General features: G+C 35.7%; 11 protein-coding genes. 7 read left to right on the top strand and 4 right to left on the bottom strand.

Annotated elements, in window-relative coordinates; genetic code table 11:
- Positions 1 to 7: 7 nt before the first annotated feature.
- A complete protein-coding gene (locus LB467_RS15870) occupies positions 8 to 190 on the top strand; it encodes a hypothetical protein (protein ID WP_224475036.1) in 183 nt (60 codons plus the stop codon).
- Between the two features lie 1,791 nt (positions 191 to 1,981).
- Here LB467_RS15870 and LB467_RS15865 read toward each other — a convergent pair.
- The 4 genes from LB467_RS15865 to LB467_RS15850 form a co-directional block, all read right to left on the bottom strand.
- The gene (locus LB467_RS15865) at positions 1,982 to 2,431 is read right to left on the bottom strand and encodes a JAB domain-containing protein (protein ID WP_224475035.1); all 450 of its coding nucleotides are present in this window, start codon (positions 2,429 to 2,431) and stop codon (positions 1,982 to 1,984) included.
- Positions 2,432 to 2,536: 105 nt separating this feature from the next.
- Positions 2,537 to 2,845: a single-stranded DNA-binding protein gene (locus LB467_RS15860; RefSeq protein ID WP_224475034.1), complete on the bottom strand. Its 309-nt coding sequence runs from the start codon at positions 2,843 to 2,845 to the stop codon at positions 2,537 to 2,539.
- A 1,145-nt stretch (positions 2,846 to 3,990) separates the two neighbouring features.
- A complete protein-coding gene (locus LB467_RS15855; RefSeq protein ID WP_224475033.1) occupies positions 3,991 to 4,131 on the bottom strand; it encodes a hypothetical protein in 141 nt (46 codons plus the stop codon).
- Between the two features lie 529 nt (positions 4,132 to 4,660).
- On the bottom strand, positions 4,661 to 5,506 hold the full coding sequence (locus tag LB467_RS15850; protein ID WP_224475032.1) for a M57 family metalloprotease: 846 nt from the start codon (positions 5,504 to 5,506) through the stop codon (positions 4,661 to 4,663).
- Positions 5,507 to 6,229: 723 nt separating this feature from the next.
- Here LB467_RS15850 and LB467_RS15845 point away from each other — a divergent pair.
- The 6 genes from LB467_RS15845 to LB467_RS15820 all read left to right on the top strand — a co-directional run.
- Positions 6,230 to 6,961, top strand: a complete 732-nt coding sequence (locus LB467_RS15845) for a LytR/AlgR family response regulator transcription factor (protein ID WP_224475031.1) — start codon at positions 6,230 to 6,232, stop codon at positions 6,959 to 6,961.
- A 234-nt stretch (positions 6,962 to 7,195) separates the two neighbouring features.
- Positions 7,196 to 7,375 carry a hypothetical protein gene (locus LB467_RS15840; protein WP_224475030.1) on the top strand — a complete coding sequence of 60 codons (180 nt, stop codon included), beginning with the start codon at positions 7,196 to 7,198 and terminating at the stop codon, positions 7,373 to 7,375.
- Between the two features lie 66 nt (positions 7,376 to 7,441).
- Positions 7,442 to 9,421: an ATP-binding protein gene (locus LB467_RS15835; RefSeq protein WP_224475029.1), complete on the top strand. Its 1,980-nt coding sequence runs from the start codon at positions 7,442 to 7,444 to the stop codon at positions 9,419 to 9,421.
- Complete coding sequence (locus LB467_RS15830; protein ID WP_224475028.1) at positions 9,422 to 10,096, top strand: response regulator; 675 nt, start codon at positions 9,422 to 9,424, stop codon at positions 10,094 to 10,096. It abuts the gene before it with no gap.
- 242 nt (positions 10,097 to 10,338) lie between these two features.
- Positions 10,339 to 13,632, top strand: coding sequence for an RHS repeat domain-containing protein (locus tag LB467_RS15825; RefSeq protein WP_224475027.1), 3,294 nt, complete (start codon positions 10,339 to 10,341; stop codon positions 13,630 to 13,632).
- A 12-nt stretch (positions 13,633 to 13,644) separates the two neighbouring features.
- Positions 13,645 to 17,005, top strand: a 3,361-nt coding sequence (locus LB467_RS15820) for a DUF6443 domain-containing protein (RefSeq protein ID WP_224475026.1), incomplete at its 3' end; no start/stop codon positions are given.

The raw sequence follows: 17,005 nt of genomic DNA, 5'->3' as shown, positions 1-17,005 counted from the left end.
AGTTCAAATGGAATTAAAGACCTATTTTATAAATGTTGCCGATGTTGAAAACTCTTTTCAGCCATTTACTTTTTTCATCTGGAGCATTTTCCTTTTTGAGGTTGAACTGGAACCGGATTTAGATCAGAATGAAAAGATAGTTCCGTTGTTTTTTATTTACTTCTTCCAGCGCCTTCGCATTACCTTTTGATGCCCACGGTATCTTCAAGCTTTGAAATTATAGAGGAGTTATAAATAGGCAAGCCGGTTTATGCACTCCGATTAATTTCAAAGCTTATTGCTTTGGCAGCAAAAGGGAAGGTGGTGTAAGAAGCTTCCAAAGAAAAGAGAACTTGAAATCCTGATTGCCAACTTTCAGTTCGGACCAGGCGGACTTGAGTCAGAAAGCTTCAACGAATTATCTCATTTACCAATTAAATTAAAAGCTTTTTGGCTCGTGTCCAGTCCAGGACTTTTTTAACGAACCTCTTTTTCTGAAACTAAGCTTTTGCAGAGTGGAAGTAAAAGTGGTGAGTGGGTTAGTAAGTTAAAGTATTCATTCAAACCGGTAGTCTTTTTAATTTTCAACTTACTAGAAGTGGGCTGTTTTTTTACTTTTCATTTTTCGAATTGTCGCAAATTCTAACCTGGTTATGCGGCTTTCCAGGCCATTTGTCGCAAATCGTTTTAAAATCAGGTTGTTTAAAAATATTATATGATTGATAATCAATAAGTTGAAACATTATAACGTGGCTTTGCCCGTTACCCTCTTGCTATTCAACTTTTGCCCCCAAGGGCAAAAATTTCAACTATTAAATAGAATTTAATAGCTCTTTAGATGGTTAGAAAATGAATCCAGGTTTTTAAGATTTAAAAATAAATTCTTTAAAGTTAACTTTAAAAAATTAGAAGAATACTTGAGAAGTTTTAAAATTAAATATGGGATTCTGGAAATTATATCCCTGTTAGAGACCTGGTAATAGTTAATAATTCTCGAATTGATTTTTATAAAATTGAGTCGATTAAGATTTTTAATCACCTTAAAAGGTTTTTATTATTAAGTTGATTATTATAGTAGTTTCTTGGATTAAACGTCTAACCAGCGGACTTGAGCCTAAAAGCTTTTTCATATCACTTTATTTCCAAAGCTTTTGGCCTGTGTTAAGACATTTTTTAACGAACCTATTTTTCTGAAATGGAGCTTTTGCGGAGTGAAGTAAAAGTGGTAAGTGGTGTTGAAAATTCATTTTTTCATAAAAAATTCACCGTCGTTATTGGGCTGAGAGCGTTTTTTTATAAAAAAGTTCATAGCTGTTTTTCAGGACACACAAGATTTGATGCAACCTGCATTCAAATGATGTAAAACAAATGGAAAATGACTACCCAACATCGCGTAGCGTGTTACCCTCTTGCTGTCATTTTCGTCCCGTACGGCGGGACAAATTTTTCAATTAATTTTCCTGATTCTAATTAAACCGGCTTATTAGAGTAATAAAAAAAAAGACAAAATTTCAATTGCTAAATATTCGGTTTACGATGGATATCGAAAGTCAAAAAATGATTCCTTCGAATTATAAATCCTAAAATATCAGCCATATAAAGATAAAATTCTATGAAGATTTAATAGAGTTGAAGGAGCGTAAAATAATAGTGTAATAGCCTATAAAATCAATAAGTGGTAAGGGATACTACTTTAAAAGATTTGAATAATTTCCTGAATAAAAACCCGTTTATTTAATGTCAAATAATAGTTGAAAATTTAGTTAGGAAATCCAAAATCACCTCCAGAAATGTTAAATTTTTACTGTTAGGGATTTTTAGAGTGGTTATAGTTGCAACTATTTATGATTGAGAATAAAATTCTCCAGCCGGGAAAGTATGTGTAAATTTGATTTTTTATAATTATAGTCGGTAAGGATGATTTAAAAGGCTCCGGCATTCCATAAAAAAAGCCCTTTTAAAAAATTAAAAGGGCTTAGTAGCAGGCTAAATTTAAATGGTATTAAAGGATACCTTCATCGGCAAAACTAAAGAAATTTCCTTCTGGATTTATAATAAGGTGGTCCAAAACTTTAATATCAAAAAAAACGGCTGCCTCTTTAATTTTACGGGTAAGGGATTTATCCGGATGACTTGGTCTAAGGGTTCCAGATGGATGATTATGCGCCAGAATTACGGCGGTGGTCAGGCTTTTTAAGACCACGGCAAAAAGTATACGCAAATCCACTAAGGTCCCTGTAATACCACCGTTTGACAGCGTGTAGATACCTTTAACCCGGTTGTTGTTGTTCAAAAGCATAAGTTTAAAGCTTTCGTGGAGTTCGATATTGTCTTTATTCCAATTCTCGAAAAAGACGGTCGCGGCGGCAGCAGAGGAATTAATTTTTGGTAATTTACTTACTTTGATATTCCCGCTATAGCTTACATTTACTTCATTAACTTTGATATGCATAGGTGTTATGTTTATAGTTAGTAAAAGAAGAGGGCCAATATTCGAGGATGAAGCCCTCTTCTTCTTTAATTAAGCTTCATTAGATTTACTACCTAAAAGCAGAACTTACTGAATAATCACCTCGGTAACGAATTGTTTGTTTCCATTTTTATCCTCATAGGATCTTGAAGTTAATTTTCCTGCGATCGCTATTTCTTTTCCTTTACCCACATATTTTTCGATAATGTCGGCCTGTTTTCCCCAGGCTACAAGGTTGTGCCAGTAGGTTTGTTGTGTTTTCTCGTCTTCAACGTAGTAGAATTCATTGGTAGCCAATGAAAAACGTGTTACTTTCTTTCCACTTTCAAAAGTGGTCGTTTCGGGAGTGTTTCCTACATTTCCGATTAACTGAACATTGTTTTTTAAAGTACTCATAATTGAAAAGATTTATTGCCTTATTAAGGCGTGGTTAAATTGAACCCCTGAACTCTTCAGAGATTAACAAAAAATCATTTACTTTTTTTATCCGGAGCGTTTTCCTTTTTGATTTTATTTTTTACTGCGGATGATATGTAAGTAGTCATTCTCATTTCTTTTTAATTTTCATTTACTTCTTTTAGAGCCGTTTGCTGTTACCTTTTTTGATGCTTATACATTTTCAAGATTTAGAATTAGGGAAGACTTATAAAAAGGAGGGCGCAGCCTGACTGGCTTATGCAGTCTGGACTAACTTCTAAATCTTGGTATTTTGCATTACAAAAAAGGTAAGGGACAGTAAACGGGAAGGAAATGAAATATCAATGGAATAAGTAGGCTACTAATTTAGCACCAATAGAAAGTTCGTAAAGCATTTTAGGATCTACTTCATCTAAATAAATACCGTTACCAATCTGTTTTCTAAGGAGGTTAAGCAACGTTTTAATATAATGGGGAGAACCCGCCAGGGTATTTTCTATAGCACTTAATAGCTCTTTGATTAATATCGTTTTTCACCAAAAGTCCTTCAGGATTCAGTGATTGTAGAATATTATGAAAGCGATAATTATCATTAAAAGTGGTAGAAACTATAATTTTGACTGTAGGTTTTTTTACCCGAATTAATTTCCCTAGGTCTTCGCCAGAAACAGTTTGCCATCACTGCTGGCCGGTAAACGCATATCTAAAAATACCAGATCAAGATTTTCTATAAAATTAGGATTGTCTAGCAATAATTGGCCTTCATCCAGGCTATAAGTGCTGGTGATTTTAAAATTATAGGTAGCATTTTGGGTTACAAAACTTTCCAGTGCTGATTCGTAGGCACTTGTAATAAATGGGGTGGTCGTCTATTATTAATACCGAAATTGATTTATCCATTTTTGTAAATTTTCACCCTAAATAAAAGATGTGCTCCACTGGTTGAAGTGTCGCAAGTAAACATCCCCTCAATTTTTTCCATTCGGTTCTGCATATTTTTTAAATCAATGCCTTTTACTTTTCGCTGCTTTCAAAACCTTCTCCGTTATCCTGAATTTTTATTATCAGCATATCTTATTCACGGTATATTTTTATGTTCACAAGAGTGGCTTCAGCGTGTTTCACTAAATTCTGTAAGGCTTCTTAAATACGGTAATAATTAATTTGGATTTTTCATCAAAGAACTCCCCATCAATATCTTCATCAAAACTAAATTCAATTTTTGCTGCAGTTAGGTTACGGTAATCTGCAACTATTTGTTCCAATAGTTTTGCGAAATTAAGATGAGATCCCGAAACTTCTCTGATGAGGTTATGGTAAATTTATCTTATTTCTTCTTTGGTAAGCTGTGATTTCTCCAATAAGGGGTTTTATTTATTCAACACCTGGCTAGGTGCTTTTGAATCTAACTAAAAAATAAGTTATTGTAAAATTCAAGAAAGGTCAATTTTGAGGATATTCAAAACTACAAAAAGTAAAATATTCTCTCATATAGTTTAGTCCTCATTTTTCCTATCATCAATAGGTTTGTCTTCATTCCCTGAGGCTATTTTTTCTACATTAATTTTTTCATTTGTGGTTGATCCTAGGGTAGCGTTTCTGGCTTACAAGACATAAAAAAAGGTGACTAAAAATAGTGTTTCAAGTAAAGTTGCTTTAAATTTCATAATCATTATGTTTTTAAAATTTTATAAAAATTTTTCGATCGTGTATTCCGGGGTTAAAAAGAAATGGATGCCTTATAGACATCCATTTTCTGCTAACAAATTAAGACTAAGTTCAAATTGTCTAACATTAATAAAGGTATTCCAGGGCAACTTCATCATAGTAACCAAAATTTCCACTTTCACTGGCGCTAAAGCAAGCAAGCATGACAGAGTTTGAATCAAATCCGGTTGGGGTGCCGGGAATGTGAACAGCTCCATCAGACCCTGCAGCTTCACCACTTTGACCACAACTCTGGCGGCTATACCAATCTGTATGACGTAGACCTACTGAGTGGCCTATCTCGTGGGTGATTACGTGCTCATTAGTTGCGGTGCTGTAATTTTCCATCCCAGAGTAGATCTGAACATATTTATATGGATCTCCATCACTAGGAAAGCCTGCAACGCCACCGGCCTCACCGTTTGGATTTTGGTACACCACAATATCGTAAGGTCCATAATTTGTCCCGAAGGTAAGGGTGAAATAAAGTCCAATATTCAGGGAATTGTAATTGTTTATTGCACGTTGCAATGCGGTGCGTTGTTTAGACGTTAATCCCTGGCCGGAACCACCTGTATACCCTATTACATTCACATATCGAGGCGTTGAGACCAGGTTGTATGTTCGATATTGCTTATCGGTTACATTTGCCGAGCTCAAACTTTCTAATTGTTCCTCATCCAGAAGAATGTCACCTTCAATAAGAAAGGATTTTTTGGTCTCACCGTTGGGAAGCAGGAAATCTATAGCCTCAGCATCCTGAGTATTAAAATGTAAATTAGCTATTTGTTTAAGATCTTCCTTAGATATCTTAGTCTCTTGTGTAGTTTCCTCAATTTTGGCCTCTTCAAGAGTTGTGGTTTCTTCTTTTTGACAAGAGGCAAGGAAGGCACCTGTTGCCAAGATACCTAATAGTAGTTTTTGGGTTCTCATTAAATATATGATTTAAAAGTTAATAGATTGTAAAATTAAAACTTGAAAATCAGAAAAGGGAAAAACAAACCTTACTAAAAGTAGGGGTTCCCCTTACTTTTAGTAAGGTTTAACTAGTACAAGGTTTTCATAAGGTATCATTTTAGAATTAACCTTTAAGAAGTTTTTTTTACTTTAAATACTCTTTTTTGGCTCAGTAAAATCTCTTATACATCTGGCATATTAATTTTTTTGCAAGTATCTCCATCATATGACTTAGGATTCTATTTAAATAATCATTCCAGGAATTAGGACTAGCTTTTTGGGCTTTTTTCTAATTACAATTTGGACGAATAATGTTTTTTACCAAATTTCAATGATATGCTGAATTGTTGCTTCGAAATATCCTTGTAGATTTTAATCTCCGGTTTTTTTTTAAAGAGACGTATAGGTATCCTTAATTAATTTTAATAATTGAGGTTGAGTCTTATAATATGGGAATTTACGATAATATCAAAATTAAATACTTTCTGTTTTAACCGTAAAAATCTTACGGAAAAACGTAGCAGTATTCTATAGGTCAATTTTAATTTTGTTTCAAATTTTAAGGGGTTTAAAACAAATATTCTTTTTCGAGCTAAGAAAACGAAGTTAAATTGTATTAGTAATTTTTTAATCTCTTCAGTTAGTTGGGTGACAAAAGGAAGAATTCTTGAGGAAATGCTCTCCTTTAAAAAAATATTGATGGAATTTACTTTTTCTATAATAGGTTGCGATTCAGAGGTAGAAAAAAATCTCTCGAAATATTTAAAAAATTTCCCTGAATTCCACTGTCTTTTTATTTCTCACAAGAATGAAGAGGCAATAGACTATATTCTTCAAGATCCTCCATCTGTAGTTTTTCTTGATATCGATAATAAAAGAGGACTTAGAAATGCTTTTGAATTAGTTAAGGAATTGTATCCTTATTTACATGAGTTGCCTTCTTTTGTTGCTATATCGTCGTCAAAAAGAAAAGCTTATGATGTTATAAAGAACGACTTTATAGATTATTTACTGAAACCACTCTCATTACCGGAATTGAGAAAATGCTTGATGAAATTTAAAAAGCAAAACCAAACCAAAGAACCTGACAAATTATGTCTTAAATCTTATTCAGATTATCAGTTTATTGAAATGGATGAGATTCTTTATTTAATGGCGGATAATAATACAACAGATTTTTTTCTTAAGCAGGATAGAAAGGTTACTGCATATAAAACCTTGAAGCATTTCGAAAATTTGTTGCCAAAAAACTTTTTACGTATCCACAAAAGTTACATTGTAAATACTCGCCAAATCACGAGAATTAATTTTGGTAAATCTTTAATCGTTTTACGGGGAAAGTCACCAGATATACCTTTCTCAAAATCCTTCAAGCCTCAGGTGATTAATCTAAAAGAACGTTTTTATTTCTCTCCATCTTTTGCATCCTGAAAAATGCGTCATTCACCACGAAAAGCGTGTTACTCACTATTGGAATTGCTCTACTCACATAATAGTTTTATAAGGGGCAAAGGTTACATTATCAACGGTTTATATTTGTCTTGTTAACAAAAAATTAAGAACTCTTATTTGATAAAAGTAAAACTCTCAGGTGGTATAAAGCTATTACAGACAAAGATGTACACCTAGAATTACGCTATTGTTCCATATTTTAAATATTTAATTATGAAGAATTTAACAAGAATTATTTTTTGTATTTTAGCTGTAACCTTTTTTATTTCATGTGAGCCAGAGGAGATTGATAATTCAACAGGTTTAGAGGTTGAAAATATTATTGATCCAATTGGTGATACAGGTGATGATGACGATGAAGTTTACAACAAGGAAGAGTATAAAAATGGTTAATAAATTTTAGAACTAGGAGAGTCAAGATTTCAACTTTTAACTTGACTCTCTGTTTAATATAAATCATTGGATATAAGAATTTTTCCATTTTTCTTTATTTTTCTTTTTTGCTCGTGTAACCAAGAAGAACAAAAAGCTGTAGTCCATCCTTTTGAAAATAGACATTATTTAGAACTACTTGAAGTAGGAAAAGAATCACAACAATTAGATTCGATTAACGAATTACTAATAGAATTAGAAAATGATTCCTTAATAAACAGCCTTTATTTCAAATATGCTTATTACTCTTTAAAAAATGGAGATTCTAAGAAATTTAGATATTGGAATAGGAAGGCTTTTATTAAATCAATTAAAATTAACGATACTTTAAAAATTGCTGAGGCTCATTGGGATTTGGCTTCTTATTTTCTTCAGGATAATCTTATCGACAGTTCGTATTATAATTACAATAAGGCTTTTTTATTTTATGATGCTGGAAAAGAAGAGTTTCTTTCAGGAATGATGCTTCTTAATATGGCTATATTACAAAAAAATATTAAGGATTATGCAGGAAGTGAAGTCACTACAATAAAAGCTATTAATAAAATCAAAAAAGCAAAGAATAAAAGTCAATTATATAAGGCTTATAATAACTTAGGTATTATTTACAAAGAACTGGGGGATTATAAAAAAGCTTTGGAATACCACGGAAGGGCGCTGGAATTTCACCTTATTTCAGGGAACTTACTTTTACAAGCTTCTTCACTTAACAATATTGGTAATATCTATAAAGAAGATGGCTATTTTGATGAAGCTATTGAAAAATATCAAACTGCTCTACAGGTTGATAGTATTGAGATTAAAAGACCACAATTATACGCAATGTTGCTGGACAATAGGGCGCATGCAAGACTAAAAAAAACAGATACAGTAGGTATATTTTCCGATTTCCTGGAAGCTCTTCAGATAAGAGAAAAAATAAATCATGAATCCGGAATTGTAGTTAATAAAATTCATTTGAGCGAATATTATCTTTTTAAGAAGGATTCGTTGAAGGCCCTAAAATATGCGAGCCAAGCTTTAGCGTTATCAGAACAAACGAGTAATCACAGGGATATTCTGAATTCAATGCTACTTTTGGCGGAAATAGATATCAATAATGAGGGTTATTTTTTAAGAAAGCACATTGAATTAAGTGATAGTCTCCAAAATAAAGAAAGAAGGGTGAGAAACAAATTTGCCAGGATTCACTTTGAGACCGATGAATTTATTGCTAAAAATAAGCAGTTAAATGAACAAAAGAAATGGCTTATAGGAGGCTCTTCAGGTGCTTTAATTTTATCTTTTCTTGCAATAATTATTTTCCGGCAGAAAGCTAAACATAGAAAGTTAAAAAATGAACGTGATCAGCAAAAGGCAAATGAAGAAATTTATAGGTTATTACTGGATCAGGAAAACAAAATTGAAGATGGTAAATACAAAGAAAAGGAAAGAATTTCAAAAGAATTGCACGATGGAGTGCTAAGCAAGTTATTTGGAATACGATTTACTTTAAGTAATCTAAATTTGAAATGTGACCAAGATTCAATAAAAATTAAGGAAAAACACCTCGACGACTTGCGCCAAATGGAACAAGAGATTCGTCTAATTTCTCACGAACTGCAGAATAATAAATTTCAAGAAGTTGGTTTTTTAAAACTTCTTAGAAAACTACTAGAAGACCAGGCTATGATACTTGGCTTTTTGCCAACTATAAATTCGGACCCTTCTATTCCCTGGGAAAGGATCAGCAACCCTATAAAAATGAACCTGTATAGAATTATTCAGGAAGCCTTTCAAAACATTAAAAGGTATTCTGGGGCCAGTAAAGCTGAAATTAAATTGATTCTTAAAGAAGAATGTTTAATAATAAGCATTAATGATAATGGAAGGGGCTTTGACATTGATAAGAAAGTACAGGGTATTGGCTTGGCAAATATGAGGTCCCGTACCAAAGAAATTGGTGGGTCTTTTTACATTAAATCCGGTAAGATGGGAACTTTGATAACTATTAAAATTTCAATTTAAATGAAAAAGAGGCTTAAAATTTTGATGATTGATGACCACTCATTAATTATAGAAGGTTATAAGAGTATACTTCAGGAAGATTCTAAAGATGATGATTTCGTGCTAATTATTGACACTGCGCATGACTGTGGTGAGGCAAATCAAAAGATCATCAAATCATTAAACGACGGATTATATGACATTGTTTTTTTGGATATCAATTTGCCATCGTCAATTGATAAAAAATTCCTTTCTGGGGAAGACCTGGGGCAGGAAATAAGAAAAGTATCCCCTTTAACTTCATTAATTGTGCTCACAATGTATAGTGAAAATATAAGGTTAATGAATATTTTAAAAAATATAGATCCGGAGGCTTTTTTAATTAAAAGTGATATAACACCTACTGAATTTATTAAAGCTTTTAGAAAGGTACTAATTGGTAAGGTTCACTATAGTCAGTCTATCATAAATTTGATGAGGAGGCAATTGACCTCCGAAATTATTCTCAATGAAAACGACCGAGCTATACTTTATTACTTAGCAGAGGGGGTACGTACTAAGGATTTGGTGGTAAAGGTTCCGCTTTCTCTGGCAGCTATTGAGAAACGTAAAAAATTTTTGAAAGAAATATTTGAGGTAGAGGACGGTGGCGATCTCGCTCTTATCAACGGAGCAAAAAAGAAAGGCTTTTTGTAACTATTTCTTTCAAACTTTGGGATAGATGTAGGCTTTTTTACTTTTATTTTACCTCATACAATTTTGTACTAAACGCTTCTTTTTTTTTAATATTTAGAGTATTTAAGAATATTTTTTGAATTTTCCTGCATTCCCGTAAAAGAAGTACGGTTTTTTCTTAATTATTTTAAGGGGCTGAGGTTAGATTTGTTTTTTATATATCTAACCTTTTTTATATGTTGTACAGGAATCTTTTTTTATTGATGTGCTTAGTTTTAGCCGGAAACATTATTGCACAATCTTCGGACCCAACTCAGTTACCAGATATAGTACCGCCTTCACCTGAGGCCGCATCTTTTGCGAAATTTTCAGATGTCCCGGTATCTCATTACACCGGTCTACCCCAAATTAGTATTCCATTCCACAACATTGATGTTGATGGTCAGGTATTTCCTGTAGGATTATCTTACCATGCGCGCGGGATAAAAGTGGAGGAGATAGCCTCAAGTGTCGGAATAGGCTGGACACTGAACGCGGGAGGAGCAATTACCCGTCAGCAAAGAGGAAATGCAGCAGATGAATATCCTTATGACGGATATCTGAACAATGAAGTGTATAAGGATTTTTTTACGAACCATTCCACAAGAAGCACAGCGTATAACGAGCTTTTGAACGGGAAATATGACATGTTGCCCGATATTTTTCATGTTCAGGCTCCCGGACTTTCGGCAAAATTTTTTTTAAATCAATTGACATCTGAGTTTATTTTACAGGCATATGATGATATTGATATTCAGTATTTCATGGAAAATGGAAAAATCGGAAGTTTTGTTGTAACTAATTCTGACGGTTTTAAATATTACTTTGGTAAATCACAGGATAATGCCAGATTAGCCCGGGACCTTGAGGAGGTGGTCGCCAACTATTCTTATTCAGCTGATGGTGTGCAGGATAAAAACTCTAACAACGAGACCTTCCGGGTATATAACTCCTGGAAACTTATGGATGTTGTATCACCAAAAGGAGAAATTGTTAATTTTTATTATGCATTAGATCAATATCCTCCCAGTTTCTTCAGGAGGAGTTATGATAAACTGGATATGGGAACTAAGATCCCTACTGCTTATTTCAATGAAGTAAGAAGTACACAGCATTATTTAGAAAAAATTATTGCTCCAAATACCCATGTTGAGTTTATTCCTTCTACTACAGGACGGCTGGATCTTCAAAATGCTCACGCGCTATCAACCGTAAAATTTTTTAATAAAAGTGGTTTAGTTCGGTCCTATGATCTTGCATATCACTATAATGATGCCATAGATGACTCCAATCAGCTTTATCACCTTGAAACATCAGAAGACGCAGCGGACAAGCGACTTATGCTTTCCTCGGTAACAGAAAGGGGTAAGGATGGGGTGGGAAAACCGCCATATGTTTTTGAGTATGATCCTACCCCATTGCCAAACAGGTTTTCAAATTCTCAGGACTACTGGGGTTACTATAATGGAGCTAACAATGGTAGATATCTCACCTTTTTTGACTATGGTTCTACCTCAATTGACCGTACAGTAAACCAAGAGAAATCATTAGCTGGAATGCTTGTCTCAATAAAATATCCTACGGGTGGAAGCACCAGTTTTTCTTATGAACATAATCGGGCCAAGCCAGATGGGGAGATTGAGAATCTTTTCTTCCAAAATCCGAACCCTGCTACTGAAGAAAATTTTTCTGTTGGACTATCCCATATGGAACATGTCGATTATTATAACGGTATTTCCTATGAAAAACTTTTTACCATAGGAGAGGGAATTAATGGGAAGGTAGCAACAGATGTTTCCTTTTCGAATCAGCAGGGTTGTTATTCGACTTACTTTGGGGCTGGCTGCAAATTCAGAGTCTTTATTTACCAGGGTGGCTTATTAGTAAAAGAATTGTTTATCGGGCAGATTGAGTTTACTCTTGCTGCAGGTGATTATAATTTAGTTGTGGAGCCTCAAGGATCTCATGATCCATTTAATATGGACGATGCTTTTTCGGTTAGTCTTAATTGGAAGGAGCAAATCCAGTCCAATACTGCAGATGTTCTCTATACATCGGGAAAAAGAATTAAAAGAATCGACAATTACGATTCTAACCAGAACCTGGTATCTTTTAAGGAGTATGAATATAAAAGAACCAATGGAGATTGTTCAGGAGCCGTTCTTGGAATGCCAAATTTTTATACTATAAATCAAACAAAAAGTACCGATGGGACTATTGTATTAGAACCGGACGGTGCCGTGCCCGGAAGTCCTCTTAGTACAGGGCAGGGGAATTCTATCGGCTATGGAATGGTGACCGAGTACTATGGAGATACCGTCAATAATGTTGGAAAAATAGAATATGAATTCAGTCTTACAAAGGATAACCAGGGGTATATGAAGTATCCGTACCATTTGCCAAATGATAATGAGTGGTTACGAGGTTTGCCACTGCTTATCCGAAATTACAGAAAGAATGCTGATGGTAACTATTCCATGGTAAAAAGTATCGATAATACCTTTTTATATGGTGACATTATTGCTCAGTCATCTCAAGGAGGTGAAGGATTAATGTTAGTGGATGAAGCTACAGAGAAGCATTTCCTGGAAAATGACGCAGGTGATTTATACAATTGGACTTCAACACGATATCGTTTTCCCTTAGCTATTTTTTTTAATTCTGAAGATTATTGGGACCCCGTTGATGGGTCAGGAATTATGTACAAAGCCTTTTACACAACCGGGGGTACAGTGGATAAAGTTTCCACTGTGGAAACCACCTATGATGGAACTAATCCAATAGTAACTACTATAGATTACGATTTTAATTATTCTAAACACTATCAAAATTCTCAAACCAGAACTTCTACCAGTGACCAGGATCCTTTGATTCAAACCATTGTCTATCCTCCGGACATTGCGGTGCGAACAAATGCTGAAGAGAGACTGAAGCAAAACAATCGTCTAGTGCCCATTGAAGTGAAAAGCTATAAAGATTATAATAATGATAATATACCCGCAACAGGTGAATTAATATCTACGGTAAAAAATAAATATAAAAATGTGGATAAAATAACAGAAATAGAGACTATTTCTGTGGCTAAGAAGGATGGTGAATCTGAGAATAGAGTTGTCTACCACCGCTATGACAGCTCGGGTAATCCTATGGAGATATCTAAAACAGATGGACCTCATATTGTATATCTGTGGGGGTACGAGGATCAATATCCCATAGCAAAAATAGAAAACGCAACCTTTGCTGAAATAGCTTCAGCTCTGGGGATCAGTGCTTCAACTTTAGAAAATTATAACGAAAGTAATTTGTCGAGTATCAACACCTTAAGAACTTCATTAGCGGAAGCTTCAGTTACGACCTATATTTATGATCCCCTAGTAGGATTAACCAGTATTACAGACCCAAGGGAGAATACAACCTATTATGAATATGATTCCTTCAACCGGCTTGAATTCGTGAAAGATAAAGATGGAAACATTATCTCTGAGAATAAATATAACTACAAGGGTTCCACCAACTAAAAGAATAAAGAAATGAAAAAAGTACTCTCAGCTTTAATTGTTTGCTGTATATATAGCTTTAGCGGCTTTTCCCAGGAAATTATCTCAAACCCTGATAGTCCTTGTGGTTCAGGGTATTACGAATATTACCGGGATTATGACGGAGATGGATATGGAGACCCCAATTTTATGGAATGCCTAAGTTCCTCTCAGCCTGGTTATGTATCGAATAAAAATGACTGTAACGATTTTGATGCCGCGATTCACCCTTATACCTACTGGTATAGGGATGCTGATGGAGATGGGGCAGGAGATCCAAATGACTGGAAGCGTCAATGTCTTCAGCCCTCCGGCTATATTTTGAACAACGAGGATTGTGATGATACCAACGCAGCTATAAACCCCAATACCATCTGGTACAGGGATGCTGACGGAGACGGTTTTGGGGAGAGTTCTCCCACTACAACCAGTTGTACCCAGCCGGTGGGTTATGTGGCCAACAACGACGATCTTTGTCCCGGAGAGCCGGGTCCCGTAAATGGTTGTCCAGAGGCAAGTAGTTCACTTGAGTATTCAGATGAGAACTACGTCTTTACCAGGATATATCAAAACCCTTCTTCATCGACTAAAGACGCCATAGAAAGCATCACATACTTCGATGGATTGGGAAGGCCAATGCAGCAAACAGCGCTTCGTGCCGGTGGTTCTGCACATCCCAGCATAATAAGTACAAATTCGTGGCAATTGGGCAGTGGTTCGGCTCCTTTCTATAACCAGAATGGAAGTACTACAGAAAACAACCGAATACTTGCCTCTAGTCCATTTGGAACTGAAGAGTTGCTCTGGGAGTGTGGAAATGACAGTAGCAGCAATGCCGATGGTGGCTGGAATACCGATTATTTTCCTGTAGACAAGAATGCTTCGTATCGATATTCGGTATGGGTAAAGCGCACAGGATCGCAGGATGGAACCACTTACCATGGAACCCAGAATGTCAATAACCTTAATGGTACCTCCAACAGCAACCCCTATTTCTGGAGTGGAGATATGCCTAACGTAGGGGAGTGGTATTTATTGGTGGGAGTGATTCATCCTTATAGCTATGGCGGGGGTAACTCCGGGATAAGCGGGGTGTATGATCGTAATGGGGTGAAGAAAATTAGCGGGACTGACTTCAAATGGAGGAGTACCACTACCACCAGCCGTTTACGTAGTTATTTATATTATGCGACCAATATCAGTACTAGGCAATATTTCTGGCAACCTGTATTCCAGAAACTGGATGGGACCGAATCCTCCATTTCCGAAATGGTAAGCAAAGCCGGAAAAGCCGATGTTGTTACACATATATCATATGACCAATATGGCCGCCAGAGTAAAGACTACCTTCCGGTTCCTATTGAAGATGGTAGTTTTGGAAGCTATCGTACGGCAGATATGCACACGGCTACCGCTTCCTATTACCTGGATAATTTTTCTGATGATTTCCCCGGAATGACGACAACTACTGCTAATCCTTTTAGTGAAAAACTTTTAGAGCCTTCCCCGCTTAACAGGGTGGCTAAGCAGGCAGCGCCGGGTTATGATTGGCGACTTGGCAGTGGCCACGAAATGGAACTGGACTATGTTTCCAATGGTTTAGAAGAAGTGCGCTTATATAAAGTTACACTGGACGCCTCCTATAAGCCTACCCTTTCACAAAACACCGGTTTGTATTATGCTGCGGGTGAGTTGTATAAGACAATTACCCGTGACGAAAATCATCCAAGTACAACCACTAAAAATAATACCACAGAGGAATTTAAAGACAAGCAAGGAAGAGTAGTACTAAAGCGTACCTATAATTCAGGAGCGGCTCACGATACCTATTATGTCTATGACGACCATGGCAACCTCACCTATGTAATTCCGCCCAAGGTGAAAACTTCTGATGGCATTTCAACAACGGAGCTTAATGAGTTATGTTATCAGTACAGGTATGACGGAAGAAACAGGCTTATTGAAAAAAGAATACCTGGTAAAGGAAACCCTTCGGAAACTTTATCTGGTTGGGATTACATTGTATATAATAAGCTAGACCAGCCCATTATGACACAGGATCCCAATCTTAAGGACAAAAATCAGTGGTTATTTACTAAGTATGATGCTTTTGGACGAGTAGCTTATACAGGCATAGTAACCCGGATCGCAACAAGAGCGACGCTACAGGCAGAAGCAGATAACAATGCTATTCATTTCGAAAAAAGAGGATCATCTATAACTTTAGGTGGAACTTCAATTTACTATTCAAATGATGCTTATCCACAAACTTATATAAGCGAGGTACATACCGAAAATTATTATGATACTTATCTGGCTTCTTCGGCTCAGGCAGGAATTACCGTTCCCACTTCCAATTCGGTTGGTGAAAATATCAGCACCGCAACTAAAGGTTTACCAACGGTAAGCAAGGTGCGTGTTCTGGGTACCTCCAATTGGATCACTACAGTGACCGCCTATGAAAAAATGGGAAGACAGGTTTGGACCAAATCTGTAAATTCATACCATTCAACCACAGACCTGGTAGAAAGTGATCTTGATTTTACCGGAAAGGTAAAAACGAATAAGACAACCCATAGTAAAAGTGGTCAAAACACAATTATCACCATTGATACTTATACATATGATCACATGGGTAGGCTAAAGGAACAAAATCAAAAGGTAAATTCCAATGCTACCGAGCTTATAGCCCGCAACACCTACGATGAAGTGGGGCAACTGGTACAAAAGCAGGTTGGTGGCGTAGATAAGGGAATTGGCCTACAGAATGTAGATTATAGCTATAATGTAAGAGGCTGGCTTAAACAAATTAACAATCCCGGAAACTTAGGATCAGACCTTTTTGGATTTAAATTAAACTACAATACCGTTAACCATAGTGGCACACCTTTATTCAACGGGAATATAGCCGAGACCGAATGGAGAACAGCAAATACCGACAGTAATTTAAAATGGTATCGCTACGGCTATGATAATTTAAACCGAATTACTTTTGCCACTGCAAATAGCAGTAATTACAATGTAAGCGGAATATCCTATGACAAAAACGGTAATTTGACTAACTTGACCAGAAGGGGTGCAATAAACAGTACTTCCTCCAGCTTTGGCAATATGGATGTGCTCACCTATGCCTACCACAATAATGGAAATAAACTACAGCGGGTGAATGATACAGGAAATGGAACTTATGGTTTTGTCAACGGAGCTAACCTGACCACCGAATATACCTATGACACCAATGGCAATATGACCAGGGATGACAACAAAGGAATTACAGATATTACCTACAACCATCTTAATTTACCAACGAGTGTTAGCATAGGTGGCGGAACAATTTCTTATATTTACGATGCAA

Origin of the sequence: Salegentibacter tibetensis (genome assembly GCF_020164485.1) — a bacterium.
GTDB lineage: Bacteria > Bacteroidota > Bacteroidia > Flavobacteriales > Flavobacteriaceae > Salegentibacter > Salegentibacter tibetensis.
This window is presented reverse-complemented; position numbering and strand designations above follow the sequence as displayed.